Annotated in this window: 29 protein-coding genes; 16 read left to right on the top strand and 13 right to left on the bottom strand. The window is 67.3% G+C overall.

What is annotated here, in order from left to right; all coding sequences use genetic code 11:
* From arsC to RBB34_RS00860, 9 genes are all read right to left on the bottom strand, one after another.
* Positions 1-420: an arsenate reductase (glutaredoxin) gene (gene arsC, locus RBB34_RS00900; protein ID WP_306117291.1), complete on the bottom strand. Its 420-nt coding sequence runs from the start codon at positions 418-420 to the stop codon at positions 1-3.
* Entirely contained in the window at positions 417-1,121 is a 705-nt protein-coding gene (locus RBB34_RS00895) for a flavodoxin family protein (protein ID WP_306117290.1), read from the bottom strand. Before RBB34_RS00895 ends, arsC begins: the two co-directional genes overlap by 4 nt.
* 74 nt (positions 1,122-1,195) lie before the next feature.
* The gene (locus RBB34_RS00890; protein ID WP_306117289.1) at positions 1,196-1,651 is read right to left on the bottom strand and encodes a hypothetical protein; all 456 of its coding nucleotides are present in this window, start codon (positions 1,649-1,651) and stop codon (positions 1,196-1,198) included.
* A gap of 55 nt (positions 1,652-1,706) precedes the next feature.
* Positions 1,707-2,927, bottom strand: a complete 1,221-nt coding sequence (trpB, locus tag RBB34_RS00885) for a tryptophan synthase subunit beta (protein WP_306117288.1) — start codon at positions 2,925-2,927, stop codon at positions 1,707-1,709.
* A complete protein-coding gene (locus tag RBB34_RS00880; RefSeq protein WP_306117287.1) occupies positions 2,924-3,607 on the bottom strand; it encodes a phosphoribosylanthranilate isomerase in 684 nt (227 codons plus the stop codon). Before RBB34_RS00880 ends, trpB begins: the two co-directional genes overlap by 4 nt.
* Before the next feature lie 97 nt (positions 3,608-3,704).
* Positions 3,705-4,442 carry a M48 family metallopeptidase gene (locus tag RBB34_RS00875; RefSeq protein WP_306117286.1) on the bottom strand — a complete coding sequence of 246 codons (738 nt, stop codon included), beginning with the start codon at positions 4,440-4,442 and terminating at the stop codon, positions 3,705-3,707.
* Positions 4,443-4,567: 125 nt separating this feature from the next.
* Positions 4,568-5,026: a DUF2852 domain-containing protein gene (locus RBB34_RS00870; protein WP_306117285.1), complete on the bottom strand. Its 459-nt coding sequence runs from the start codon at positions 5,024-5,026 to the stop codon at positions 4,568-4,570.
* A 128-nt stretch (positions 5,027-5,154) separates the two neighbouring features.
* Positions 5,155-6,234 carry a benzoate/H(+) symporter BenE family transporter gene (locus tag RBB34_RS00865; protein WP_306117466.1) on the bottom strand — a complete coding sequence of 360 codons (1,080 nt, stop codon included), beginning with the start codon at positions 6,232-6,234 and terminating at the stop codon, positions 5,155-5,157.
* A gap of 65 nt (positions 6,235-6,299) precedes the next feature.
* Complete coding sequence (locus tag RBB34_RS00860; protein WP_306117284.1) at positions 6,300-7,073, bottom strand: alpha/beta hydrolase; 774 nt, start codon at positions 7,071-7,073, stop codon at positions 6,300-6,302.
* A gap of 182 nt (positions 7,074-7,255) precedes the next feature.
* Here RBB34_RS00860 and infC point away from each other — a divergent pair, with 182 nt between their 5' ends.
* The 9 genes from infC (at position 7,256) to RBB34_RS00815 (ending at position 15,501) form a co-directional block, all read left to right on the top strand.
* Positions 7,256-7,792 carry a translation initiation factor IF-3 gene (gene infC / locus RBB34_RS00855; RefSeq protein ID WP_306117465.1) on the top strand — a complete coding sequence of 179 codons (537 nt, stop codon included), beginning with the start codon at positions 7,256-7,258 and terminating at the stop codon, positions 7,790-7,792.
* Between the two features lie 267 nt (positions 7,793-8,059).
* Positions 8,060-8,260, top strand: a complete 201-nt coding sequence (gene rpmI, locus RBB34_RS00850) for a 50S ribosomal protein L35 (RefSeq protein WP_306117283.1) — start codon at positions 8,060-8,062, stop codon at positions 8,258-8,260.
* A gap of 39 nt (positions 8,261-8,299) precedes the next feature.
* Positions 8,300-8,701 carry a 50S ribosomal protein L20 gene (gene rplT, locus RBB34_RS00845; protein WP_306117282.1) on the top strand — a complete coding sequence of 134 codons (402 nt, stop codon included), beginning with the start codon at positions 8,300-8,302 and terminating at the stop codon, positions 8,699-8,701.
* Between the two features lie 133 nt (positions 8,702-8,834).
* Positions 8,835-9,935 (top strand): phenylalanine--tRNA ligase subunit alpha, encoded by a 1,101-nt coding sequence (gene pheS / locus RBB34_RS00840; RefSeq protein WP_306117464.1) that lies wholly within the window; start codon positions 8,835-8,837, stop codon positions 9,933-9,935.
* Position 9,936: 1 nt separating this feature from the next.
* Entirely contained in the window at positions 9,937-10,173 is a 237-nt protein-coding gene (locus tag RBB34_RS00835) for a DUF4160 domain-containing protein (RefSeq protein ID WP_306117281.1), read from the top strand.
* Positions 10,154-10,429, top strand: a complete 276-nt coding sequence (locus RBB34_RS00830; protein ID WP_306117280.1) for a DUF2442 domain-containing protein — start codon at positions 10,154-10,156, stop codon at positions 10,427-10,429. The genes RBB34_RS00835 and RBB34_RS00830 overlap by 20 nt, the downstream gene beginning before the upstream one ends.
* 24 nt (positions 10,430-10,453) lie before the next feature.
* Positions 10,454-12,859, top strand: a complete 2,406-nt coding sequence (pheT, locus tag RBB34_RS00825; RefSeq protein ID WP_306117279.1) for a phenylalanine--tRNA ligase subunit beta — start codon at positions 10,454-10,456, stop codon at positions 12,857-12,859.
* 244 nt (positions 12,860-13,103) lie between these two features.
* The gene (locus RBB34_RS00820) at positions 13,104-14,489 is read left to right on the top strand and encodes a nicotinate phosphoribosyltransferase (protein ID WP_306117278.1); all 1,386 of its coding nucleotides are present in this window, start codon (positions 13,104-13,106) and stop codon (positions 14,487-14,489) included.
* A gap of 25 nt (positions 14,490-14,514) precedes the next feature.
* Positions 14,515-15,501 (top strand): Gfo/Idh/MocA family oxidoreductase, encoded by a 987-nt coding sequence (locus RBB34_RS00815; RefSeq protein WP_306117463.1) that lies wholly within the window; start codon positions 14,515-14,517, stop codon positions 15,499-15,501.
* A 3-nt stretch (positions 15,502-15,504) separates the two neighbouring features.
* Here the strand turns inward: RBB34_RS00815 and RBB34_RS00810 are convergent, their stop codons facing one another.
* Both RBB34_RS00810 and RBB34_RS00805 read right to left on the bottom strand, forming a co-directional pair.
* Positions 15,505-16,638 (bottom strand): zinc metalloprotease HtpX, encoded by a 1,134-nt coding sequence (locus RBB34_RS00810; protein WP_306117277.1) that lies wholly within the window; start codon positions 16,636-16,638, stop codon positions 15,505-15,507.
* 46 nt (positions 16,639-16,684) lie between these two features.
* A complete protein-coding gene (locus tag RBB34_RS00805) occupies positions 16,685-17,155 on the bottom strand; it encodes a GtrA family protein (protein ID WP_306117276.1) in 471 nt (156 codons plus the stop codon).
* A gap of 143 nt (positions 17,156-17,298) precedes the next feature.
* Here RBB34_RS00805 and mepA point away from each other — a divergent pair, with 143 nt between their 5' ends.
* The 7 genes from mepA (at position 17,299) to RBB34_RS00770 (ending at position 24,124) form a co-directional block, all read left to right on the top strand.
* Positions 17,299-18,393, top strand: coding sequence for a penicillin-insensitive murein endopeptidase (gene mepA / locus RBB34_RS00800; protein WP_306117275.1), 1,095 nt, complete (start codon positions 17,299-17,301; stop codon positions 18,391-18,393).
* A 134-nt stretch (positions 18,394-18,527) separates the two neighbouring features.
* A complete protein-coding gene (locus tag RBB34_RS00795) occupies positions 18,528-18,932 on the top strand; it encodes a methylglyoxal synthase (protein ID WP_306117274.1) in 405 nt (134 codons plus the stop codon).
* Entirely contained in the window at positions 18,925-19,953 is a 1,029-nt protein-coding gene (locus RBB34_RS00790; protein WP_306117273.1) for a glucokinase, read from the top strand. The genes RBB34_RS00795 and RBB34_RS00790 overlap by 8 nt, the downstream gene beginning before the upstream one ends.
* Positions 19,954-20,029: 76 nt before the next feature.
* Positions 20,030-21,907, top strand: a complete 1,878-nt coding sequence (locus tag RBB34_RS00785) for an ABC transporter ATP-binding protein (protein ID WP_306117272.1) — start codon at positions 20,030-20,032, stop codon at positions 21,905-21,907.
* Positions 21,904-22,728: a 4-hydroxy-tetrahydrodipicolinate reductase gene (dapB, locus tag RBB34_RS00780; RefSeq protein ID WP_306117271.1), complete on the top strand. Its 825-nt coding sequence runs from the start codon at positions 21,904-21,906 to the stop codon at positions 22,726-22,728. The genes RBB34_RS00785 and dapB overlap by 4 nt, the downstream gene beginning before the upstream one ends.
* 18 nt (positions 22,729-22,746) lie before the next feature.
* On the top strand, positions 22,747-23,388 hold the full coding sequence (locus RBB34_RS00775; protein WP_306117270.1) for a 2,3-bisphosphoglycerate-dependent phosphoglycerate mutase: 642 nt from the start codon (positions 22,747-22,749) through the stop codon (positions 23,386-23,388).
* 88 nt (positions 23,389-23,476) lie between these two features.
* A complete protein-coding gene (locus tag RBB34_RS00770; RefSeq protein WP_306117269.1) occupies positions 23,477-24,124 on the top strand; it encodes a LysE family transporter in 648 nt (215 codons plus the stop codon).
* On the opposite strand, the gene RBB34_RS00765 is transcribed toward RBB34_RS00770, so the two are convergent.
* Together RBB34_RS00765 and RBB34_RS00760 are read right to left on the bottom strand one after the other, a co-directional pair.
* Complete coding sequence (locus RBB34_RS00765) at positions 24,088-25,002, bottom strand: bifunctional helix-turn-helix domain-containing protein/methylated-DNA--[protein]-cysteine S-methyltransferase (RefSeq protein ID WP_306117268.1); 915 nt, start codon at positions 25,000-25,002, stop codon at positions 24,088-24,090. The genes RBB34_RS00770 and RBB34_RS00765 overlap by 37 nt on opposite strands.
* Positions 25,003-25,079: 77 nt before the next feature.
* Positions 25,080-25,583, bottom strand: a complete 504-nt coding sequence (locus RBB34_RS00760; RefSeq protein WP_306117267.1) for a DUF2244 domain-containing protein — start codon at positions 25,581-25,583, stop codon at positions 25,080-25,082.
* Between the last annotated feature and the right edge of the window lie 16 nt (positions 25,584-25,599).

The raw sequence follows: 25,599 nt of genomic DNA, 5'->3' as shown, positions 1-25,599 counted from the left end.
TCATTGTTCGCCCACGGGCCGCACGACCTCGCCGTCCTCCTTGGTGAACGTGCCGACCTTTTCGGCATCGGGCAGCACGTCGAGCACCTTTTCGGACGGCCGCGCCAGCACTGTCCCCAGCGGGGTGACGACGATCGGCCGGTTCATCAGGATCGGATGGGCGACCATGAAGTCGATGAGCTGGTCGTCGGTCCATTTCGGATCGTCCAGGCCCAGTTCGTCATAGGGCGTGCCCTTGCGGCGCAGCACGTCGCGCACCGAAAGGCCGGTCGCATCGATCAGTTCGACAAGCCTGGCGCGCCCCGGCGGCGTCTTCAGATATTCGATCACCTCGGGCTCGGCGCCCGAGGCGCGGATCATCGCCAGCACGTTGCGCGAGGTGCCGCAAGCGGGGTTGTGGTAGATGGTGATGTCGCTCACGCCGAAATCTCCGGATGGTCGAAACGCTCGCCCTCGCTCCATTTGCCGGGCTGGTTGCCGCCGACGGGAAAGCCGCCCGCATCGGCCAGCATCTTCGCCAGATGCATCAGGTTCCAGCTCATGAAGGTGGTGTTGCGCTTGGTGAAGTCGTTGTCATAGCCCGCGCCGTCATCGCCATAGGAAGCGCCGGGGCCGGCTTCCCCGATCCAGCCGCAGTCGGCCTGCGGCGGGATCGTGTAGCCGACGTGCTGGAGTGCGTACAGGCAGGTCATGGCGACGTGCTTGATGCCGTCCTCGTTGCCGGTGACGACGCAGCCGCCGGCCTTGCCGTAGAAGACGCCCTGGCCGCGCGCGTTCTGCTGGCTCGAATGGGCATAGAGCCGCTCGATGATCATGCGGCAATAGGAGGATTCCTCGCCCAGCCAGATCGGCGTGCCGAGCACCAGGATGTTCGCCTCGCGCACCTTCGGCCAAAAGATGTCGGGCCAGTCGTCCCGCTCGGCGCCGTGGTCGCGCATGTCCGGCATGATGCCGTGCGCGATTTGGTGATCGGCGGCGCGCAGATAGTCGACGGTCACGCCGTTGGCGTCCATGATCGCCATGGAATTGCGCATCAGCCGCTCGGTGTGGCTTTCGCCCTGATGGCTGGCCTTGAGCGTGCAGTTGATGAACAGCGCCTTGAGATCGGAGAAATCGGTCATCTGTCGTCTCGTCTGGCGTGATTTCCGGCAGTCAATCGCGATTGCCGACGCCCCGCCGGCATCGCGTATAGCGGCTAAAGGAACAAGGTGCGTGCGAAGATCGCCACGGCAAGCGCTATCAGAACGCCCATCATCCATTTGACCAAGGTCAGTTCTCCCCGAAGCGACGCGATTTCGCCGTTCAGTTCACCACGCAGCGACGAAAAATCGCTCTTCAGTTCACCGCGCAGCGACGCGTTTTCGCCTTTCAGTTCATCGCGCAGCGACGCGATTTCGCCGTTTAGTTCACCACGCAGCGACGCGAAATCGTTCTTCAGTTCTCCTCGAAGCGACGCGATTTCGCCTTTCAGTTCACCGCGCAGCGCAGCGATCTCGGTTCGGATCTTCTGATTGTCTTCGCGAAGATCGGCGAACTGCTTCTTGAATTCGGCATCCGACGTGGCAAGCGTGGTGGCCGCCTGCCGCGCCTTCTCCTCATTGGCTCCGGCGCTCATAAGCGCGTCATAGAGTTCGGTCACCATGACGTTCATGGGATCAGCCTCGCGTGCTGACAGTCTCCAGACCCTAGACCGGCTCGGCAAGGTTTCAAAGATCAAATCCCAGCCGCTTGCCGACGGCGAAGACGTCCTTGTCGCCCCGCCCGCACAGATTCATCACGATGATCCGGTCCCGGCCCATTTTCGGCGCACGCTTGACCACCTCTGCGAGCGCATGGCTGGGCTCGAGCGCGGGGATGATGCCCTCTATCCTCGACAGGAGCTGGAAGGCCTCGAGCGCCTCGTCATCGGTCGCCGGCACGTATTCGACGCGGCCGCTTTCCTTGAGCCAGGAATGCTCGGGCCCGATGCCCGGATAGTCGAGCCCGGCCGAGATGGAATGGCCCTCCTCGATCTGCCCGTCGCCATCCTGCAAAAGGTATGTGCGGTTGCCGTGCAGCACGCCCGGACGCCCCGCCGTCAGCGATGCGCAGTGCTCGTCCGTGTCGAGCCCCTTGCCGCCGGCCTCGACGCCGACCATCGCAACGTCCTTTTCGTCCAGGAACGGATGGAACAGGCCGATCGCGTTGGAGCCGCCGCCGACCGCGGCGACCAGCAGATCGGGCAGGCGGCCCTCGGCCTGCATGAGCTGTTCGCGGGCTTCCCGCCCGATCACCGACTGGAAGTCGCGCACCATCTCCGGATAGGGATGCGGGCCGGCCGCCGTGCCGATGATGTAGTAGGTGCTGTCGACATTGGTCACCCAGTCGCGCAGCGCCTCGTTCATGGCGTCCTTGAGCGTGCCGTGGCCGGAGGTGACCGGCGTCACCTCGGCGCCGAGCAGCTTCATGCGGAACACGTTGGGCGCCTGCCGCTCGATGTCGGTGGCGCCCATATAGATATGGCACGGAAAACCGAAGCGCGCGCATACGGTCGCCGATGCGACGCCGTGCTGGCCGGCACCGGTCTCGGCGATGATGCGCGTCTTGCCCATGCGCCTTGCAAGCAGGATCTGGCCCAGGCAGTTGTTGATCTTGTGGCTGCCGGTGTGGTTGAGCTCGTCGCGCTTGAAGTAGATCCTCGCGCCGCCCAGATGCGCGGTCAGCCGCTCGGCGAAATACAGCGGCGAGGGCCGGCCGGTATAGTGCCTGCCCAGTTCGTCCAGTTCGGCCAGAAAGGCCGGGTCGGCCTTGGCGGCGTCCCACTTCTCCTGAAGATCGAGGATCAGCGGCATCAGCGTCTCGGCGACGAAACGGCCGCCGAAGATGCCGAACATGCCCTGTTCGTCAGGCCCGGTGCGGAAGGAATTGGGCTGAGCGATGGTGTTCATGCGTGTTCTCCCTGCGCGGCGGGCCGCCGTGCGCCCTGGTGCCCGGCGATCGCCTCGAACAATTGCGCGATCAACGCCGGATCCTTGATGCCGGGCGCGCGCTCCACGCCCGATGAAATGTCGACGCCCGGCGGATCGGCAATGGCGATCGCCCGGGCGATATTGGCCGGGTCCAGCCCGCCCGACAGAAAATAATCTGTGTCCGCATCGAGTGCGGCCAGCACCTGCCAGTCAAAGCAAACGCCATTGCCGCCGGGAAGATCCGAGCCCTTCGGCGGCTTGGCGTCGAGCAGGAAGCGGTCGGCCATGCCGCGATAGGGCGCAAGCTTGTCGAGGTCGGCAGCCGCGCTGATGGCGAAGGCCTTGATGATCTGGAGCCCGTGGCGAGCCTTCAGCGCGGCAAGGCGAGCGGGCGGCTCGGCGCCGTGCAGCTGCAACATGTCGGGCCGCATCACGGCGACGATCTCGTCGATCGTCGCATCGTCGGCATCGACCGTGACCGCGACCGGGCGGACGCCACGGGCGCGCGCCGTCTCGGCCAGATCGCGCGCGATCGCGGGCGTGACATGGCGCGGCGACCTTTCGAAGAAGATGAAGCCGGCATGCGTCGCGCCGGCGGCGACGGCCGCTTCGAGTGCGGGCGCGGTGGAAAGGCCGCATATCTTCACATCGAGGCTCATCGCGCCCGCTTAGCGCGGCAATGGCGCCGGAGTCGAGTGGCATGGCCGATTTCCGCCGCGCAAAGCGGACAGCACCGACGGCGGGCGGACAGGCCGGTCAGAACACGATGGCCTGGAGCTTGCCGCCATTGCGTTTCAGCCAGGCCTTGCAGCGGTTCGTGTCGGGGCACAGCTCCTCGCACAGCGCCCAGAACCGCGGGCCATGGTTCATGTGGCGCAGATGGGCGACCTCATGGGCGACGAGGTAGTCGATCACCGCCGGCGGCGCCATGGCGATGCGCCAGCAAAAGGACAGATGGCCCGCCGACGAGCAGGACCCCCAGCGGCTCACCGTATCGCGATAGCGTATCGAGGCGACCTTGCGGCCGACCGTCGCCGCGTGGCGGGCGACCAGGGGCTCGATCTCCTGGCGCGCCCGCGCCTTGAGGAAGTCGGCGACGCGCCGCGGCAGATGGTCGGCGCCGCCGCGCACGATCAGTTCGGGGCCGGCATGCCCGCGGGTGGTTTCGGTCAGGCCGCGGCCGGGGCGGTGGACGATCAGGTGATTGACGCCGCACACCGGCAGCTTGATGCCGGCGCGCACCTGCGGCCGGTCGGGCTGGGCGGCGATCCTGTCGGCGAGCCAGCCGCGATGGCGGTCAAGGAAGCGGTCGACCTCGCGCCGGCCGATGCCGGGCGGGACGGTCACCTTGATGCCGCGATCGCCGGGCTGGACGCGCAGGGTCAAACGGCGGGCGCGCGGATGTTCGACGATGGCGAGCGCCACCGTGCGGCCGGCGACCTCGTAACGGTCGGCCCGCGCCGGGCCGGGCTGATTGGGAGACAAGGCGGCCATGGCCGCAATCTACCGCGATTCGGCGCCGAGCCGACAAAAAAACCGGGCCCGCTTGCGCGGACCCGGAACGACATTGCCAATGGCAGTGTCATAGGAGACGTGTCAGGCGAGACTTGCGGTCCCGATCAGCCCTCGTTCGGTCGGACACCCGGCACGGAACCGTTCCTGGGCTCGCCATCGTCGGTGGCGCCGGTATCGGTCCTGGACTTGCGGGCCGCCATGAAGGCATCGAACTCCTGCTGGTCCTTGGCACGGCGCAACTCGCGCAGATAGGAATCGAATTCTTCGCGCATCTCGTCGAGCTTGCGGCGCTCCTGTTCGATGCGCTTGAGTTCAGCCTCGCGCCAGTCGTCGAAGGCGACATTGCCGGTGCGCGCGCTTGCCTGCGCGCGGCCGCGGCCGAAGGTCCGCGCGATGTCGTCGGTGGCGCGGTTGACCCCGCCCTTGAACTCGTCGAGACGGTCGCCCCACAGGATATAGGCCAGCATCGCAAGGCCGAGCGGCCAGAACACGATGAAACCCAGAACCATCAAGCCGATGGTGGCGGGCGTCCATGCGGGCCGGATCATTGCAGTCTGTGTCATGTTCACTACACCCCATTGTTCGGTAACGGCGGTGTGTCCGCCACGCCATCGACATGGTGACGGTCGGCGAGCCGCGCAAGCTTCCAGCCGCGTCCTGGCGGCGCGGCGCGGTCAAACCCGATGCAATATCAAGGTCTTGTCAGTGACAAAAAATGCACGCCAAGGCCCAGCATCAGGCCCCAGAAGGCGGCGCCCACGCCGAAAAACGTCACCCCCGAGGCGGTCACCGCGAAGGTGACGATGGCTGCCAGCCGGTCCTGCTCGACGGCAACGGCAAGGCGCGTGGCGTTGGCGAGCGGCGTCAGCACGGCCAGACCGATCACCAGCGCCACGAAGGTCGGCGGCAGGACGGCGACCAGCGCCACGATGGAGGCGCCGAACAAGGCCAGAAAGCCATAGATGCCGGCATACCACAGGCCGGTCTGCCAGCGCTTGTCGGCATCGGGATGGGCCTCGGGGCCGGTGCAGATGGCGGCGGTGACTGCGGCAAGATTGGTCGAGGACGCGCCGAACAGCGCGGTCAACGCCGAAAAGGCGCCGGTGACGGCGACCACCGGTCCGGCGGGCGGCGCATACCCGTCGGCGCGCAGGACCGCCAGCCCCGGCAGGTTCTGCGAGGCCATCGTGACGATGTAGAGCGGCAGGGCCAGGCCGAACAGCGCGCCCACGGTGATCTCGGGCGCGATGAACACGAGAGGCGACAGACCGATCGCGAACTCGGCCTCGGCGCGGCCGCTCAGAAGCGCCCAAAGGGTGCCGGCGACGATGATGGCGACGACGGCGAGCGAGGGGTTGAACAGGCGCAGGATGAAGAAGCCCGCCGCCAGCGGGAGGATGAAGGCCGGGTCGGCCTGCGCCGCCTGCGCCCCGCCGATGACGAAGGGCAGCAATATGCCGCCGAGCATGCCGGCCGCCAGAGCCGCCGGGATCGCCTCGACGGCGCGCATGAGCGGGCCGAACAGCCCGGTCGCCATGATCAGCAGGCCGGCGATCAGGAAGGCTCCGACAGCCTCGTGGATCGAATATCCGGTGCTGGCGGTGACCAGCGCGAGGCCGGCAATCGACCAGGCGGCGACGATCGGCATGCGGAACCAGAGCGTCAGGACCAGCGTCTCCAGGCCCACGGCAATGCAGATCGCCGTCACCCAGCTCGCTGTCTGCGCCTGGGTCGCGCCGACCGATTGCGCGGCGCCGAGGACAAGCGCCATGGTGCCGCCAAAGCCGACCGAGGAGGCGACGAGGGCGGCCGTGAAGGACGAAAAGCGCGGCCGGTTCAAGGCCCGATCCGTGCGGTGCTCACCAATTCGTCCGCCGCGGCGAGGATGCGCTCGATGTCCTGCGGGCGCGACAGGCGATGATCGCCGTCCTTGATATAGGCGATGGTCGCATCGTCCTTGGACAACAGCTCGAACAGGCGCTGGGCGTGCTGCCACGGCACGTCCGGGTCGGCCTGGCCCTGGATGATGTGCACGGGACAGTGGGTGTCGATGGGACCGGTCATGACGCGGTTGTGCTCGCCGTCGGCGAACAGCGCCCGGGTGAAGACGTTCGGCTCGGGGCCGTAGGGCGTGGGCTCCTCGAAATATCCCTTTTCGACAAGATCGCGGCGCTGCGCCTCGGTCAGGTGCGGCTCGTGCAGCTCGCTGGTGAAGTCCGGCGCCGGCGCCAGCAGAAGCAGGCCGGCAACGGGATCGTCGGGCGCGCCGCGATTGCGCTCCTGCACCATGCGCAAGGCGATCCAGGCGCCCATGGACGAGCCGACGAGGATCACCGGCTTGCGTGCGAAGGCTTCGACCACGGCCATCGCTTCGCCCAGCCAGCGCGAGATCGTGCCCTGCATGAAGTCGCCGCCCGAGGCGCCGTGGCCCGAATAGTCGAATGCCGTGCTGGCAAGGCCGCGTTCGGCGCACCACCGATCAAGCTCCAGCGCCTTGGTGCCGTCCATGTCGGAGCGGTAGCCGCCCAGCCATACGAGCCCCGGCGCGGCGCCGGTCCTGTGGCGTACCGCGATGGATGCGCCGCCAACCTCGATGCTGTGCCCGGTCATGGTGCTCCCGCTGGTCTTCGGCCTCGCCCCGCACGGCCTTATCTTCGATCGGTAACGAGCTGTGAAGCCCGAAATACCGTGATTTTCGCCGTCGATCGTGGTATTGACTTGGCCGCGTCAATGCCGACATAGCGGCCGACGCAGAATTCACCCGTCCCCTGAACGACACGGAGTATACGACAATTCGCAGACCATTCAGAGCGCCGCCGCCGCAGAAATCCGGCCCGCCTGCCAATGACGACATTCGCGATCACGAAGTCCAGCTTATCGATTCCGACGGCGAGAACCGCGGGGTCGTCGAAACGCGCGATGCGCGGCGCATGGCCGAGGAGGCCGGCCTGGACCTGGTGCTGATCTCGCCCAACGCCAAGCCGCCCGTCGCCAAGATCCTCGACCTGGGCAAGCTGAAATACGAGCAGCAGAAAAAGGCCTCCGCCGCCCGCAAGAAGCAGAAGACCGTCGAGGTCAAGGAAGTGAAGATGCGCCCGAACATCGACACGCACGACTATGATGTGAAGATGCGGGCGGTCAAACGCTTCTTCGAGGAGGGCGACAAGGTCAAGGTGACGTTGCGCTTCCGCGGCCGCGAGATGGCGCACCAGCAACTGGGCATGCAGCTGCTCAACAAGGTGCGCGAGGAAGTCCAGGACATTTCCAAGGTCGAGGCCGAGCCCAAGCTGGAAGGCCGCCAGATGATGATGGTGCTGGCGCCGAAATAGGCCCCGCGCCCGCCCCTGGCCGAAGCCGACCCCGCCGTCGGCGCGCCGGGGCGACACGGTTGCGCGCGGGCCGTTTTCGGTCTATAGGCGCGCGGTCCGGACCGGCCGGCAGGGCATGCCGTGCCGGTTCTCAATGCTGACAAGTCAAGCTGTCGGGAAACCGAGCGAAGCGCGGCAGGATCGATCGATCACCGTTCATGGTTTCGAACGTGCCGTGCGGAGCGTCTGTGCAGCAGACCGGCGCGCACACGAAAAACGGAGAGCAAAATGCCCAAGATGAAGACGAAGTCTTCGGTCAAGAAACGCTTCAAGACCACCGCCACGGGCAAGGTGAAGGTGCAGGCCGCGGGCAAGCGGCACGGCATGATCAAGCGGTCCAACAAGTTCATCCGCAAGGCGCGCGGCACGATGGTGCTGTCCGAGCCGGATACCAAGATCGTCAAGAAGTTCATGCCGTACGGCCTTTGAGCGCCGTCCGATCGCAGTTCGAGCCCAGGAGCATCCATCATGGCACGCGTCAAACGCGGCGTCACCGCGCACGCCCGACACAAGAAGGTTCTCAAGGCCGCCAAGGGCTATTACGGCCGGCGCAAGAACACCATCCGCATCGCCAAGCAGGCCGTCGAGAAGGCCGACCAGTACGCCTATCGCGACCGCAAGGTCAGAAAGCGCAATTTCCGCTCGCTGTGGATCCAGCGGATCAACGCGGCGGCGCGCGAGCACGGCCTGACCTATGGCCGGCTGATCGACGGCATGAACAAGGCCGGCATCGAGATCGACCGCAAGGTGCTTTCGGACATGGCCATTCACGAGCCGGCGGCCTTCGCCGCCGTGGTCGAGCAGGCAAAGGGCTCCCTTGCCTATCTGAAAGACACCACGCCGAACGCCTTTGAGGGCGCTGTCCGCTAGGCCAGCGCGAGTCTCAACCGTTCCGAACCTGTTTGAGAACCCGCTTCTGGCCACCGCCGGAGGCGGGTTTTCTTTGTGGACCGACTGTGACAAACCAAAGCCGAAACGATCGACGAGAGCTGTGATGAACGCGATGAGCCAAACCGTGCCCGACGAACTGGCGCGCCTTGAAGACGATCTGATGGGCGACATCGCTGCCGCGTCCGACGAGGCGGCGATCGAGGCGGTGCGCATCGCCGCCATCGGCAAGAAGGGTGTCGTCTCCGAACGCATGAAGACGCTGGGCAGGATGAGCCCCGAGGAGCGCCAGGTGCTGGGCCCGGCGCTGAACGGGCTCAAGGCGCGCGTCACCGAGGCCATCAATGCCCGCAAGGCGGAGTTGCGCGCGGCGGCGATCGAGGCGCGCCTTGCCACAGAGACGGTCGACGTCACGCTGCCGGTGCGCAGCTCGCCCGCCGAGGCCGGGCGCATACACCCGATCAGCCAGGTGGTGGACGAGCTGACGGCGATCTTCGCCGACATGGGCTTTTCGATCGCCGAGGGGCCGGACATCGAGACCGACTACTACAATTTCACCGCGCTCAACTTCCCGGCCGACCACCCCGCGCGGGAGATGCACGACACATTCTTCCTGGCGCCCGACGAGAACGGCGAGAGCAAGGTGCTGCGCACCCACACGAGCCCGGTGCAGATCCGCACCATGGAGGCGCAGGAACCGCCGATCCGCATCGTCATTCCCGGCAAGACCTATCGTCACGATTCGGATGCGACGCACACCCCGATGTTTCACCAGCTCGAAGGGCTGGTCGTCGACCGGACCGCGACGGTGGCGCATCTGAAATGGGTGCTGGAAGAGTTCTGCAAGGCATTCTTCGAGGTGCCGCATGTGGATATGCGGTTCCGGCCGTCCTTCTTTCCGTTCACCGAGCCGAGCCTCGAAGTGGACATCAAGTGCGACCGGTCGCGGCCGGGCGAGGTGCGCTTTGGCGAGGGCAATGACTGGATGGAGATCCTGGGCTGCGGCATGGTGCATCCCAACGTGCTGCGCGCCGGCGGGCTCGATCCGGACGTCTATCAGGGCTTTGCCTGGGGCATGGGGATGGATCGGCTCGCCATGCTCAAATACGGCATGCCCGACCTGCGCGCCTTCTTCGATGCCGATGTGCGCTGGCTGAAACATTATGGCTTCCGCCCGCTCGACATGCCGACGCTGTTCGGAGGGCTGAGCGGGTGAGATGCCGACGCTGCTGATCTGGCGCGGGCACAAGTTCCGCTTCTATGCCTCCGATGGCCCGGAACCGCCGCATGTCCACGTCGTCAAGGGCGGCAAAGCCGCAAAAGTATGGCTGCGCGATTTGAGTGTTGCCTACAATCGCGGCTATAACGAGCAGGAGATCAGTCGGCTCCTTGCGGTTGTCTCGAACCATCAGAACGATTGGATTGGATCGTGGAATGACTTCTTTGGAGTTTGAGACCGAAGGGACACGCCCGGTTGCCGCGTGGTGCGACGACCGATACGTGTACGCCACGTTGGCCGACGGCCGCCAGATCCGCGCGCCGTTGTGGTGGTATCCCTATCTGGAGCAAGCCTCTGCCGCCGAGCGCGCCGAGGTGGAGCTTCAGTTCAGCGGTGTCTGGTGGCCAGCCATCGACGAGGGCGTATCGATCAAGGCCCTGCTTCTGGGCTGGAAGGCACCCGATGCGAAAGCGCCCGATCAAGCCGCCTGATCCCATCACCGAAAGACCGAACCGATGAAATTCACCCTGTCCTGGCTTAAGGACCATCTCGACACGGACGCCACACTCGACGAGATCGTCGACACGCTGACCATGATCGGCCTTGAGGTCGAGGCGGTGGACGACAAGGCGCGGTTCGCCCCGTTCACCATCGCCCGCGTGCTCACCGCCGAACAGCACCCCGATGCCGACAGGCTGAAGGTGCTGAGGGTCGATGCCGGCGACGGCAAGCCGGTGCAGGTCGTTTGCGGGGCGCCAAACGCGCGCGCCGGGCTGGTCGGCGCCTTCGCCGCGCCGGGCACCTATGTGCCGGGCATCGACCTGGAGCTCTCGGTGGGCAGGATCCGCGGCGTGGAAAGCCATGGCATGATGTGCTCGGAGCGCGAGTTGCAGATGTCGGACGAGCATACCGGCATCATCGACCTGCCCGAGGACGCACCGGTCGGCCAGCCCTTCGCCGCATGGGCCGGGCTCGACGATCCGGTGATCGAAATCGGGCTGACGCCGAACCGGCCCGACTGCACCGGCGTTCACGGCATCGCCCGCGACCTGGCCGCGGCCGGGCTCGGCACGTTGAAGCCGGTGGACATTACGCCGGCAAAAGGCTCTGGCGACTGCCCGGTGCGCGTGACCATCGACGCGCCGGATCTGTGCCCGGGCTTTGCCCTGCGCATGGTCAAGGGCGTGACCAACGGTCCCTCCCCGCAATGGATGCAGCAGCGGCTGATCGCCATCGGCTTGCGGCCGATCAACGCGCTCGTCGACATCACCAATTACGTCACCTTCGGCTGGGGACGGCCGCTGCATGTGTTCGATGCGCGCAAGGTCGCCGGCGACCTTGTCGTGCGCCGCGCGCGGGACGGTCAGACGATCGTCGGTCTCGACGGGCGCGATTACACGCTCACCGGGGACATGTGCGTGATCGCCGATGATAACGGTCCCGAATCGATCGCCGGAATCATGGGCGGGGAGGCGTCCGGCTGCGACGAGGGCACTGTCGACGTGCTGATCGAATCGGCGCTGTGGAACCCGCGCAACATCGCCCGCACGGGCCGCGATCTCGGCATCATCACCGACGCGCGCTACCGCTTCGAGCGCGGCGTCGACCCCGAATTCATGGTGCCCGGGCTCGACCTGGCGACGCAGCTGGTCACCGAGCTTTGCGACGGCACGCCGACCGAGGCCCGCGTCGTCGGCTATCACCGGCCGGCTCCGAAAACGATCGGCTTTCCCTTTGCGGAAGTACGCCGGCTAACGGGTGCAGATGTTTCGCCGGCTGAAAGCCGCGACATCCTCACCAGGCTCGGCTTCGGCATCACCGGAGACAACGAGCGAGCCGAGGTCACCGTGCCGAGCTGGCGCCCCGATGTCGACGGCAAGGCGGATATCGTCGAGGAGGTGATGCGCATCCACGGCGTCAACAACGTCGCGCCGGTGCCGCTCGCCGGCCACGATGCGGTGAACACGAAGATCCTGACGACCGAACAGACCCGCACCCGCGCCGCGCGGCGGTCGCTGGCCGCGCGCGGCATGATGGAGGCGGTGACCTGGTCGTTCATCTCGGCCGCCCATGCCGAAGCCTTCGGCGGCGGGGCCGCCTCGCTCAAGCTCGCCAACCCGATCGCCGCCGAGATGAGCGACATGCGACCCTCGCTCCTGCCCGGACTGCTGTCGGCGGCCCAGCGCAACGCGAATTTCGGCCATGGCGATGTCGCGCTGTTCGAGGTCGCCGGCACCTATCAGAGCGACACACCGCAAGGCCAGCGCCGCGTCGCCGGCGGCATACGCCGCGGCACGGCGAAGCTGACCGGGCCGGGCCGGGCCTGGGACGGCGATGCCGGTACGGTCGAGGTGTTCGATGCCAAGGCCGATGCGCTGGCCGCGCTCGAGGCCTGCGGCGCGCCGGTCGACAAGCTGATGGTCGAGCCGGGCGCGCCGGGCTGGTATCATCCGGGCCGGTCCGGCGTGATCAAGCTGGGGCCGAAACTCGTGCTGGGCCATTTCGGCGAGTTCCACCCGCGCACGCTGGAGGTGCTCGACGTGAAGGGTCCGGCCTGCGGCTTCGAGGTGTTCATCGACGCGCTGCCCGAGCCCAAGAGAAAGGCGACCCGTACACGGCCGCGGCTCGACGTTTCGCCCTTCCAGGCGGTGACGCGCGATTTCGCCTTCGTGGTCGACGAAACCGTCGCCGCGAGCACGTTGACACGCGCCATCGCCGGCGCCGACAAGGCACTGATCGCCGGGGTCAAGGTGTTCGACGTCTATGCGGGCGAAGCGGTCGGCGCGGGCCGCAAATCGGTGGCGCTGGAAGTGGAGATCCAGCCGACCCAGAAAACGCTGACGGACGAGGATCTGGAAGCACTGAGCGGCAGGATCGTGGCCAGCGTCGAGAAGGCGACGAGCGGCGTGTTGCGTTCATAGCGTCCCGCGCTTGCCCGACCGGCCGGGAGCGAAACATGCCGGTTCGCCATTTTGGATGAACACGGCTGCGATGAGCCGGATGTTTCATGCGCACAACCTGGCCGCCGCGCCAGGTGAGTTCACCGAGCTGCCGGAAGTGGCCGCAGGTCTTAGGCGTGCCAGCCGTACGGATCGGGGCTCCGCGCACCTTGCCCCTTGCCGATGCCTCTGACAAAACGCTGTCCTGCATCGGGCGGAGCCGGTCATGAACTTCATCCTCAACACCGACAGCTACAAATACTCCCACTACGCGCAGTACCCGCCCGAGACGGCGGGCATCTCGGCCTACATCGAGTCCCGGCGCGGCGGCGAGTACGACACCGCGCTGTTCTTCGGGCTGCAGATGTTCCTGAAGGCCTATCTTGCGCGGCCGGTCACGGCGGCCGATGTCGAGGAGGCCGAGGCGCTGGTCACCGCCCATGGCCTGCCCTTCAACCGACCCGGCTGGGAGACCCTGGTCGATCGTCATGGCGGTTATCTGCCCGTGACGATCGAGGCGCTGCCCGAAGGTATGCTGGTGCCTGCCGGCACGCCCATGGTGCAGGTGCGCAACACCGATCCGGACTTCTTCTGGCTGCCGACCTTCCTTGAAACCGCGCTCCTGCGCGCGGTCTGGTATCCCTCGACCGTCGCCACGGTGTCCTGGCATGTGCGGCAGATGATCGCCGAAACGCTGGAGAAGACCTGCGACACGCCTTCCGATGTCCTGCCGACGCGGCTGCACGATTTCGGCGCGCGCGGGGCGACGAGCCTGGAGCAGGCCGGCCTTGGCGGCGTGGCGCATCTGGTCAGTTTCCTGGGTACGGACACGGTGGCTGGGCTCGTCTATGGCCGGCGCTTCTACCACGAGCCGATGGCCGGCATCTCCATCCCCGCCGCCGAGCACTCGACCATGACGAGCTGGGGGGAGGCGCGCGAGGCGGCGGCCTATGAGAACATGATCGCCCGGTTCGGCGGCGAGGGAAAGCTGGTCGCCGTCGTATCGGACAGCTACGACCTGTTCCGCGCGGTCCGCAACATCTGGGGCGAGGAGCTCAAGGAGAAGGTCGAGAAGATGGGCGGCACGCTCGTGGTCCGGCCCGATTCGGGCGATGCAACGCGCGTGCCCATCGACACGATCGAGATGCTGGGCGAGATCTTCGGCTTTTCGGTCAACACGAAAGGCTACAAGGTGCTGTCGCCCTGCGTGCGCGTCATCCAGGGCGACGGCGTCAACCCGCGCACCATCCGCATCCTGCTCGGGTCGATGGTCGAGCGCGGCTGGTCGGCCGAGAACCTCGCCTTCGGCATGGGCGCGGGATTGCTCCAGAAGGTCAACCGCGACACGCTGCGCTTTGCCATGAAGGCCAATGCCCGCCAGGACAAGGACGGCACCTGGCACGGGATCGCCAAGGATCCCAAGACCGATCCGGGCAAGGCCTCCAAGCGCTATCGCCAGGCGGTGGTGATGGAAGGCGACATACCGGTCGCCGTGCCGCTGAAGGATCTCGGCGACCGGCGGAACCTGCTCGAAACGGTGTGGGAGGACGGCGCGCTCAAGCGCGACTGGACGCTGGCGCAGATCCGCGAACGGGCCAATGGTCGATCGTGAAGAAATCGGGAACGGGAGGGCGATGATGTTTCGCTGGGGTATCGTTTCGACGGCGAAGATCGCGCGCGAACAGGTGGTGCCGGCCATCATGCAGAGCGACAGCAGCGTGGTGACGGCGGTTGCCAGCCGCGATGCCGGCCGGGCGGCCGACTTCGCGCGCCGGTTCAACATCGCCCATGCCTTCGAGGGCTATCAGGCGATGCTGGAGTCGGACGTCGTCGACGGCATCTACATCCCGCTGGTGACGTCCCAGCATGTCGAATGGGCGATCCGGGGCGCGCAGGCCGGCAAGCATGTGCTGGTCGAAAAGCCGCTGGCGCTGAACGCCGGGGACATCGCGCCGGTGATCGCGGCGCGCGATGCGGCGGGCGTGGTCGTCTCCGAGGCGTTCATGGTGACATATCATCCGCAATGGCTGAAGGCGCGCGCATTGATCGCCGAAGGGGCGATCGGCCGGCTGCGCATGGTGCAGGGCGCGTTCTCCTACTTCAACCGCGATCCGACGAACATGCGCAACATGCCCGAACTGGGCGGCGGGGCGCTGCCCGATATCGGCGTTTATCCGACGGTCGCCACGCGCTTCGTCACCGGCCAGGAACCGCTGGACGTCACCGCCATCATGGAACGCGACGCCGATTTCGGCACCGACATCTACGCCAACGTCGCCATGCGGTTCGACGGGTTCGATCTGGCCTTCTACGTGGCGACACAGCTCGCCGCGCGGCAGGTCATGGTGTTCCATGGCGATGCGGGTTTCATCGAAGTGCAATCGCCCTTCAATGCCAGCATCTACGATTCCGACAAGGTGATCGTGCACGATGCCGGCCACACCCAGGCGCGGGTCTTCGCCTTTCCGGCCGTGCATCAATACGAGCATCAGATCGATGCCTTCGTGCGACATGTGCGCGGCGAGGATCAGCCGATCTTCACGCTCGAACAGTCGGTCGCCAATCAGCGCGCAATCGATGCGATCTATCGCGCCGCAGAAACGGGCCAGCGCCAACCGGTGTGAGCGCTACCACCACACGCCGCCGCGCGCAAAGCGGATGCGCGGGGCGTCGTCGGCGGGCGCATGCAGGCTTTCGGCGCAGCCGGGGCAATCGGCCTCCTCGCCCTCGATGACCGGCGCGACATGCGGCCGGCTGCGGGCGAAGTCGAACCAGTCGCGATCGGCACGCCCATCGCGGCGCCAGCGCGGACGAACGGTCGGCACCGAGCCGCCGGGCCGCCGGATGGGGATGTGCCGGCCCTCGGCGACGCCGACGGGCCCGGCCGGTCCGGGCAGCATGGACTGCTTGAGCGCCAGGAGCCGCTCGACGCGCTCCTCGGTGCGCGGATGCGAGCGCAGCATGGACGGTTCGGCCATGCGGCCGGTCGGCAGCATCATCGCCTCGAGCCGGCGGCGATGGGCATGTTCGAGCTTTTGCAGCGCCGCGGCAAGCCCATCGGGATCGCCGGTCAACATGGCCGCGCCGTAGTCGGCGTCGAACTCGCGCGTGCGCGACAGCGCAAGCTGCAGCAGGCTGCCGATCGTCGGCGCGGCGATCATGGCCAGGATGCCGAGCCAGGGCACGGTGGGAAAGAAGCCGGTCAGGTTGAACACGATCGCGATGATGCCGACCGTCGACAGCGTCGATGTCAGACGCGACACCACATCGGCCAGGCTCATCACCTTCAGATCGTCGTTGCGGATATGCGTCACCTCGTGGGCGAGGACACCGGCGAGCTCGCGCATGGTCATGTGGCGCACGAGCTGGTCGGTCACCGCGATCGCCGAGCGATCCGGACGGCCGACGGCAAATGCGTTCATCATGCGCGAGGGCACGACATAGAGCCTTGGCGGATGGTCCAGGCTGGCACGGCGCGCCAGTTCCTGGATCAGCCTGTAGCCGGCCGGAAAGTTGACAGGGCTGACAGGCTGGGCCTTGTACATGCGCAGCACCATGTCCGGCGAGACGTTGCGCGCCGCAAGCAGGCTGATGACGCCGAAGACGAGGGCGTAGACGATGCCGATTGTTCCGGCGATCGCCCAGGCGGTCACCGCCAGCAGCGCAAGCGACCCGCCGACCAGCAGCCAGGTATGCAGCCGGTTGATGGTGCGGTGACGGCGGTGGATGGCGTGGCCATGTTCGAAGAATGCAAATGCCATGGCCCTCATATGGCGCGCCCGGGCGCGATTTTTTAGGGCGTCCGCCTCACCGGCGGAAGACGAAGCGCGCATAGCCCAGATAGGAGAAGACCGACACCAGGGCCACGGCGATGAAGGTCGCCCAGAACGGCGAAAAGCCCGGCATGGCGAGCAACAGGCCGGCATAGACCACATAGTTGAGCCCGGCGCCGAGCGCGGCGATCGACGAATAGCGCGCGCCCTCGGTGAGGATCGACCGTCCGCTCGCACCGAAGGTGAAGGTGCGGTTGATCAGGAAGTTCGAGACCATCGCGCAGGCGATGGAGACGAGGCGGCCGGCAAATGGGCCCAACGGCGTGAAGGCGAGCATCAGATAGAGCACGCCGAAATCGATCACGAAGCCGCTGCCACCGGCGGCGGCGAAGCTGCAAAGCCGCCCAAGCGGCGTTGTTGCGGCGCGCGGCCGGCCGCCGCGGTCGGCGTCCCCGCGGCCGGGTGCGTGCGCCATTGGCTCGGCGGATCTGTCCGCTTCGGTCACCGTCTCGCTCCGTTTCGCGGCCAGGTGATGATCATGGGTAGGGTGCCGAAGGGTCGCTTGCAATCACATTCGGTTGCAACGCTTGGAAGCGCGGCGCCGACGCAGTATTCTGGCGCCAGATGGGGCGCAGGACACAAGAGCACATGTCGATGAACATTTCCTTCACCGGCGCCATGCGCGCCGTGTCGAACCTGCGGGGCAGGCCCATGGCGCTTGCCTTTTGCGCAATGACGCTGATCGGCGCTCTCGCGCCGGCGCCCGCCCAGGCGCAGGAGCCGGCGCGGCAGCTCTTCGGCAACACCGACCTGCCCTCGGCGAGCGCGCCGCGGGTGCACGGCTTTTATTCGGGCGGCTGCATCGCCGGCGCGGTGGCCATGCCCGTCGACGGGCCGAACTGGCAGGCCATGCGGCTCGAACGCAATCGCCGCTGGGGCCATCCCGAACTGATCGCGCTCATCCAGCGCCTTGCCGACGAAGCGGTTGACGAGGGCTGGCCCGGCCTTCTCGTCGGCGACATCGCCCAGCCGCGCGGCGGGCCGATGCTGACCGGTCACCGGTCGCACCAGACCGGGCTCGACGCCGATCTGTGGCTGACCAAGATGCCCGACCGGCGCCTGACGCCGGCCGAGCGCCGCGACATGAGCGCCATATCCGTGCTCAAGCCCGGCACGATGGAAATCAATCCCCAGGTCTGGACGCCGGCCCATGCCCGGCTGTTGCAGCGCGCGGCCTCTTATGACGAGATCGAGCGCGTGCTGGTCAATCCCGGCATCAAGAAGAAGATGTGCGAACTGTATGGCGACGATCCGGCCAACGATCCCTGGATGATCAAGCTGCGGCCGGTGCGCGGGCACCATTATCATTTCCACATCCGCATGGTCTGCCCGGACGACTCGCCCGACTGCCGCCCGCAAAAGCCGGTGCCCACCAGCGGCAATGATTGCGGCGCCCCGCTCGACTGGTGGTTCAACCCGCCGCCGCCGCCAAAGGACCCCAAGCCGGTGGCCAAGCCGCGGCCGCGGCGCGACACCGTGCTCGCCGACCTGCCGGATGCCTGCGGGCCGCTGCTGCGCGCACCGCAACCGGCAAGCGAGAGCCTGGCGACCTATTCGGCGCAGTTCGACCGCTCGATCATGATGGCTTCGGCCGTGCCCTCGACCGCCCCGGACCCGGCGCTCGGACGCATCGCGCTGCCTTCGGCCGCGCGGCTGCCGATCCCCACCGCGCGACCGGAATGAACGCGGGACCGACGGTCCGCAACGGCCGCAAGAGGTTCCGCGCCGACAAATCGCGGCGGGGCCGCCAATCGCGCCTTTCATGCCGGCGCAAAGTGCGCTAACAGGCTGGCGCCGCCTAAATCGATTGAACCGCCATGCCGGATGCCCTGACCATTGCGCTGGTCGCGCACGACCAGAAAAAGGACGACATGGTCGCCTTCGTGCGCCGGCACGCGGCGCTGCTCGGGCGCTGCCGGCTCGTCGCCACCGGCACGACCGGCGGCCGCATCGCCGAATCGAACACCGCGCTGGCCGTCGAGCGGTTGCGCAGCGGCCCGCTGGGCGGCGATCAGCAGATCGGCGCCATGATCGCGGAAGGGGCAATCGATGCCCTGGTCTTTTTCGTCGACCCGCTCACGCCGATGCCCCATGATGTCGACGTCAAGGCGCTGATGCGCCTTGCGATCGTCTACGACATTCCCATGGCGCTCAATGCGGCGACCGCGGAAATCCTGCTGAACGCGCTCCTGAAAAGGCATATGGGAACGGTCAATGCCTAGCACTTCCGGATCGAACACGACTGTTCTTCCCTTTCCCACGCTGATCGCCGATATCGGCGGCACCAATGCCCGCTTTGCGATCATCGTGGACGCCTTTGCCGAACCGAAGGTCTTTGCCTCCATTCGCACGCGCGACTTCGCCACGCTCGATGAAGCCATCCAGACCCATGTGCTCGACCAGACCTCGGTGATGCCGCGCGGCGCGGTGCTCGCCGTGGCCGGGCCGACCGATGGCGAGGAGATCGACCTGACCAATTGCGACTGGGTCGTGCGGCCGCGCGGCATGATCGCCGATCTGGGCTTCGACGAGGTGGTCATCCTGAACGATTACGAGGCCCAGGCGCTTGCCGTTGTGGCGCTGGAGGAAGACAATCTCGAGCAGATCGGCGGCGGCGTTCGCGATCCGGCCTCCAACCGCGTCGTCATCGGGCCGGGCACGGGGCTCGGTGTCGCCGGGCTCGTGCACGCGGCGCGAACCTGGATTCCGGTGGCGGGCGAGGGAGGACATGTCGATCTGGGTCCGCAGACCGACCGCGATCTGGAGGTCTTTGCGCATATCAAACGCATCGGCGGGCGCGTGTCCGGCGAACAGGTGCTGTGCGGCAGCGGCATGGTCAATCTCTATGGCGCGGTATGCAGGGCAAACGGCGCACCGCCCACGCTCGACACGCCGGCGGCGATCACCGCCGCCGCCCGGGACGGCAGCGATGCCGCCGCGGTGGAAACGCTGTCGCTGTTCGCCGAGTATCTGGGCCGCGTGGCCGGCGACCTGGCGCTGATCTTCATGGCGCGCGGCGGCGTCTATCTGACCGGCGGGATCACGCAGAAGATCCTGCCCTTCTTCGATCGCGCGCGGTTCCGGGCGGGCTTCGAGAACAAGGCACCGCATCAGGCGATGATCGCCGCCATGCCGACCTATGCGATCACGCACGACCGCGCGCCGATGGAGGGGCTGGCAGCCTATGCGCGCACGCCTTCGCGTTTCGGCGTGTCGCTCGAAGGCCGGCACTGGAAGCGTTGACCATCTTGGACGACGGCTTCGCGCGCATCGCAGCGACCCTGTGCAGACCGGCGCCGATGGGATAGAGCGTCCTTTCATGGCGAGTGATCCGACAAGACCGACCGAAGGCGCCTTGCGGCTGGCTCGGGGCGTGCTGCCGATCCTCAGGCGCATCGTCGCCGAGAACGGCCGCGATTACGCGCGCCACTACGCCGTGACCATCGTCTGCCTGGTGATCATCGGCCTGACCACGGCGTTCGTCGCCTGGATCACGCGGGACGTCGTCAACGAGATCTTCGTGCGCCAGCGCGGCGACCTGATCGTCGGCATTGCCGGCGCGATCGTCGCGGTTTTCCTGCTGCGCGGGGTGGCGATGTATGTGCAGGCGGTGGTGCTGGCGCGCATCGGCAACGATCTGGTCGCCCGTTACCAGAGCCGCGTCTTCGACAAGCTGATGCGGCTGGGCGTGGGCTTTTTCACCGAGGCGCGGTCGGGGCATCTGGCCGCGCGCATCGCCGAAAACGTCAACGGCATCCGCGACGTGCTGTCGCTGACCCTGACCGCGCTCGGCCGCGACCTGATCGCGCTGGTCGGGCTGGTCGTCGTCATGGTGACGATGGATCCGCTCCTGTCGCTGATCGTGCTCGCGGTCGCGCCGATCCTGATCGTGGCGGTGGCCTGGGTGTCGGCGCGTATCCGATCGGTGGTGCGCGACACGGTGGAGCTCAACTCGCGCGTTGTCGGCACCATGCAGGAGTCGGTGCAGGGCATCACCGTCGTCAAGGCCTTCACCATGGAAGAGCAGCTTGGCGCGCGCATCGGCACGATCATCGAACGGGCCCGCGCCAAGGCCGACCGGCTGGCGGCGATCGTCGAACGCGTGAACCCGGCCGCGGAGATCTTCGCCGGGCTCGCGGTCGCCGGCGTGATCGCCTATGCCGGGCTGCGCGCGGTCAACCAGGGCCAGCCGCCCGGGGCAACGTTCGCCTTCATCACCGCCCTGCTGCTCGCAGCCGATCCGGCCCGGCGGCTCGGCCAGCTCAAGGTCAATCTGGAAAAGGCGATGGTCAATGCGCGCATGATCTACGAGATCCTCGACATGCCCGAGCGCCAGGGCGACAGGCCCGATGCGACCGCGCTGGCGGTGGCGGCGGGCGAGATCGTGTTCGACGGCGTCGACTTTTCCTATGCCGACGGCACGCAAGTGCTCGCCGGGCTGACATTCACCGCGCCGGCCAACCGGACCACGGCCATTGTCGGTCCCTCCGGCGCCGGCAAGAGCACCGTGATCGCGCTGATCCAGCGCTTCTACGACCCGGCGGCGGGCGCGATCCGCATCGACGGCCAGGACATCGCCGGCGTCACCGCCGCCTCGCTGCGCGGGCAGATCGCGTTCGTCTCGCAGCAACCCTATCTGTTCGAGGGCACGATCGCCGAAAACATCCGCTTCGGCCGGCCCGATGCGAGCGATGGCGAAATCGAGGCCGCCGCGCGGCAGGCCAATGCGCATGACTTCATCACCGCGCAGGCGGCGGGCTACGACACGCCGCTGGGCGAGAACGGTGTGACGCTTTCGGGCGGCCAGCGCCAGCGACTGTCCATCGCACGCGCCATCGTGCGCAACGCGCCGATCCTGCTGCTCGACGAGGCGACCTCGGCGCTCGACAACGAATCGGAGAAGCTGGTGCAGCAGGCGCTCGAGGAGGTGATGGCCGGGCGCACGACCATCGTCATCGCGCACCGGCTGTCGACGATCGTGTCGGCCGACCGCATCATCGTGATGGATCAGGGCCGTGTCGTCGAGACCGGTACGCATGCCGAACTGGCCACGCGCCACGGCGGGCTCTATGCCAGGCTGAACACGCTGGGCATGAGCGGCGGCGGCACGGTCCGCGCCGCGCCGGACGACGATATGGCGGCAACCGGGACCATGGCAGCGAGCGGCCGCAGGCGCGCCGGCGGAGGGCAGGCATGAGCGAAATCAGATCGATCGCGGTGGTCGGCGCCGGCGGGCGCATGGGCCGGGCACTGATCAGGGCGGTGACCGAGGACGCATCGACGCGGCTTGCGGGCGCGCTCGAACGCGAAGGGGCGGACGTGATCGGCGCCGATGCGGGCGAGATGGCCGGCGTCGGCAGCAATGACATCGCGGTGACCGACGATCCCGAGACGGCGTTCGCCGGGGCCGACGCGGTGCTCGATTTCACCGCGCCGGCGGCGACGCGCGCCTTCGCCGAACGCGCGGCCGCGGCGGGCCTTGCCCACATCATCGGCACGACGGGCCTTGGCGCCGAAGACGATGCGGCGATCGCACGCGCCGCCGAACGCACACCGATCGTCAAGTCCGGCAACATGGCGATGGGCGTGATACTCCTGTCCGTTCTCGTCGAGCAGGCCGCAAGGGCGCTCGAGGCGGCGGAATGGGACATCGAGGTGCTCGAGATGCACCACAGGCACAAGGTCGACGCGCCCTCCGGCACCGCGCTGCTGCTCGGCGCGGCCGCGGCCGCCGGACGCAAGGTCGATCTCGATGACCATTCGGTGCGGGTGCGCGACGGGCATACCGGTGCGCGCGAGGCCGGCACGATCGGCTTTGCCACGCTGCGCGGCGGCTCGGTGGTCGGCGAGCATTCGGTGATCATGGCCGGGCCGGGCGAGCGCGTGACGCTGTCTCATCACGCCGAGGATCGCGGCATCTTCGCGCGCGGGGCGGTGAAGGCCGCGCTGTGGGCGGTCGGACGTCCCGCCGGGCTCTACTCGATGCGCGACGTCCTCGGCCTTTCGCAATTGAGCTAACTGACCTGGGAGAAGAACATGTCCGGCACACTGGTTCTGGTCCGCCACGGACAGAGCGAATGGAACAAGAAGAACCTGTTCACGGGCTGGCACAATGTCGACCTGACCGAACAGGGCGTCGCCGAGGCGACCGAGGCGGGCCGGGCACTGGCCGAAAAGGGCTTTCACTTCGACATCGCCTTCACCTCGGTCCTGATCCGCGCCGAGCGGACCAACGACATCATCCTGAAGGGTGTCGGCCAGCCCGACCTCGAGACCATTCACGACAAGGCGCTCAACGAGCGCAATTATGGCGACCTGACGGGCCTGAACAAGGACGACGCTCGCGCGAAATGGGGCGAGGAGCAGGTGCATGTCTGGCGCCGCTCCTATGCCACCGCGCCGCCCGGCGAGGATGGCGAGAGCCTGCGCGACACCGGCGCGCGGGTCTGGCCCTATTACATGACCGAGATCCTGCCGCGCGTGCTGCGCGCGCAGACCGTGCTGGTCTCGGCCCATGGCAATTCGCTGCGGGCACTGGTCATGGTGCTCGACCGGCATACGCCCGACACCATCACCAAGCTCAATCTCGCCACCGGGGTGCCGATGGTCTACCGCCTGCACGCCGATTCGACCGTGGCGTCGAAGGAAGTGCTGGGGGACATGTCGAAGGCCCACTGACCCGCGAAAAGGGCGCCTTGGGAATCGGCGAACGGTTGGTTCACACGGCTGCCACGCGCGTCCGGACAGACAGATAGACGAGATGCTCATGACCCATGTCCTCACGCTGCTCGCCGAGCACTGGCCGGCGATGATGGCCGTTTTCGCCGTCTTCACCGTCGCCGCGGCAAGTCCGGGTCCGGCGACGCTCGGCATCATGGGGACCTCCATGGCGAAGGGACGCGCGGCGGGCATGGCGTTCGCTGCCGGTGTGCAGGTCGGCTCGTTCACATGGGCGGTGACTGCGGCGGTCGGCCTTTCGGCCTGGCTGAGCACGGTCGCCTGGGGGCTGACGGCCATGAAGATGGCCGGCGCGGCCTATCTTGGCTGGCTTGCCTTCAAGTCGCTGCGCAGTGCGCTCTCGGCCGGACCGGCGCAAGGCGTCACGAGCGGGGCGGGATCGCTGTCCGGCCACTTCCGGCGCGGCGCCCTCCTGCACCTGACCAATCCCAAGGCCGTTCTGGCCTGGATCGCGATCGTCGCGCTCACGCAGACAAGCGGCGGCGGCACGCCCGTGCTCGTGGTCACCCTTGCCATCTGTCTGGTGATCGGCGCCTTCGTCTTCCAGGGCTATGCGCTCGTCTTCGCCTCGCCGATCATGATGGCGGCGTACCGGCGCGCACGCAGGGCGATCGAGGGGATGCTGGCCGCCGTTTTCGGCTATGCAGGCTGGCGATTGTGGGCGTCCGCCGTCTGACCGCCGGCCAACTGCCCTGCTTCCCAGCCCAGCATGGCGCGCTTGCGTGTCAGGCCCCAGTGATAGCCTGTCAGCGCCCCGGACTTGCCGACCGCGCGATGGCACGGCACGACAAAGGACAGCGGATTGGCGCCGATCGCCGCGCCGACCGCGCGCGCCGCCTTCGGCCGGCCGATGCGTTCGGCGATGGAGGAATAGGCCTCGGCCCTGCCCATCGGGATCTCGAGCAGCGCTTCCCAGACGCTGACCTGGAAATCGGTGCCGATCAGCACGACGCGCAGGGGCTGGTCCTGGCGCCAGCGCCCGGGCGCGAAGATGCGCGCCGCATAGGGACCGGTCGCGGCCATGTCCTCGACGAACGCCGCATGGGGCCAGCGCCGGCTCAGGTCGTCGAACGCCGCGCGCTCGCCGCCGGCATCGCAGAACGCCAGACCGCACAGCCCGCGGTCGGTGACCATGACGAGCGCGATGCCGAACGGGCACACATGATAGCCATAGCGCACGGTCAGCCCGGCGCCGCGCGCCTTGATCTCGCCGGGCGACATCGCCTCATGCGTGACGAACAGATCGTGCAGCCGACCGGGTCCGGACAGCCCGAGCTCGAAAGCGGTCTCGAGCAGCGGCATGTCGGAGGCCAGAAGACGCCGCGCATGGTCGAGCGTCACCGCCTGCAGAAACGCCTTGGGCGACAGCCCGGCCCAGCGGGTGAAGAGCTTTTGCAGCGCGGTCGGCGCCATGCCGACCCGCGCGGCCAGGCTCTCGAGCGAGGGCTGGTCGCGCCAGTCCTCGGAAATCATCTCGATGACGCGGCGGACGATGTCGTAGTCGTGGCTGCCGATATCGGCGGGTCGGGTCAGGACGGCTTGCGGCTCGGCCATGGTCTTGGTCCGGCGATGGTTGCGGTGCGTCTGTCTCGCACCGGAACGGCCCGGCCGCCACCCGAAACTTGCGCCCGTCAGCCCTTTGCCGTCGCCAGGGCCCGCGAGAAGGCCATGGCGAAGCTTTCGCGGTCGTCCGGGTTCAAGAAGGCGCCGAGCGTCGTCGCGCGCCCCTGGCCGGACAGGCGCATGGCGGTGATCCCGATTTCCCTGTGCCGATCGATGTGGAAGCGCGCCCAGAACGGATTGTAGTGGTGATCGGAGTGCCGACCGTTCGGGGAAATCTTGCGGATATGCACGTTCGAGCGCGTGACGGTCACTTCCTCGCGGGCGCGGCCGGAGCGGAAGCTCAGCTTGATCGCGATGAAAAGAAGCAGTACGTCCAAGCCCAGGAAGATCGCCACCGGCCAGGCGCCGAGCGTGAAGTAGAAGACAGCATTGCCCGCGCAAATGGCCGCAAACACCGTCATCAACAGTGCAAAGCCGCGCGGCGTGAGCGAGCGATGCGGTACGAGTTCGGCGGCGAACAACGGCCGTTCGGCGGGCTGCGTCGATCCGATCTCCGGGGCGGTCATCGTCATGGCATCGAATTATAGG

This window comes from Roseitalea sp. MMSF_3546, assembly GCF_030732865.1.
Lineage (GTDB): Bacteria > Pseudomonadota > Alphaproteobacteria > Rhizobiales > Rhizobiaceae > Roseitalea.
Note: the sequence above shows the minus strand (reverse complement) of the source record. Positions and strands in the feature narration are given on the sequence as shown.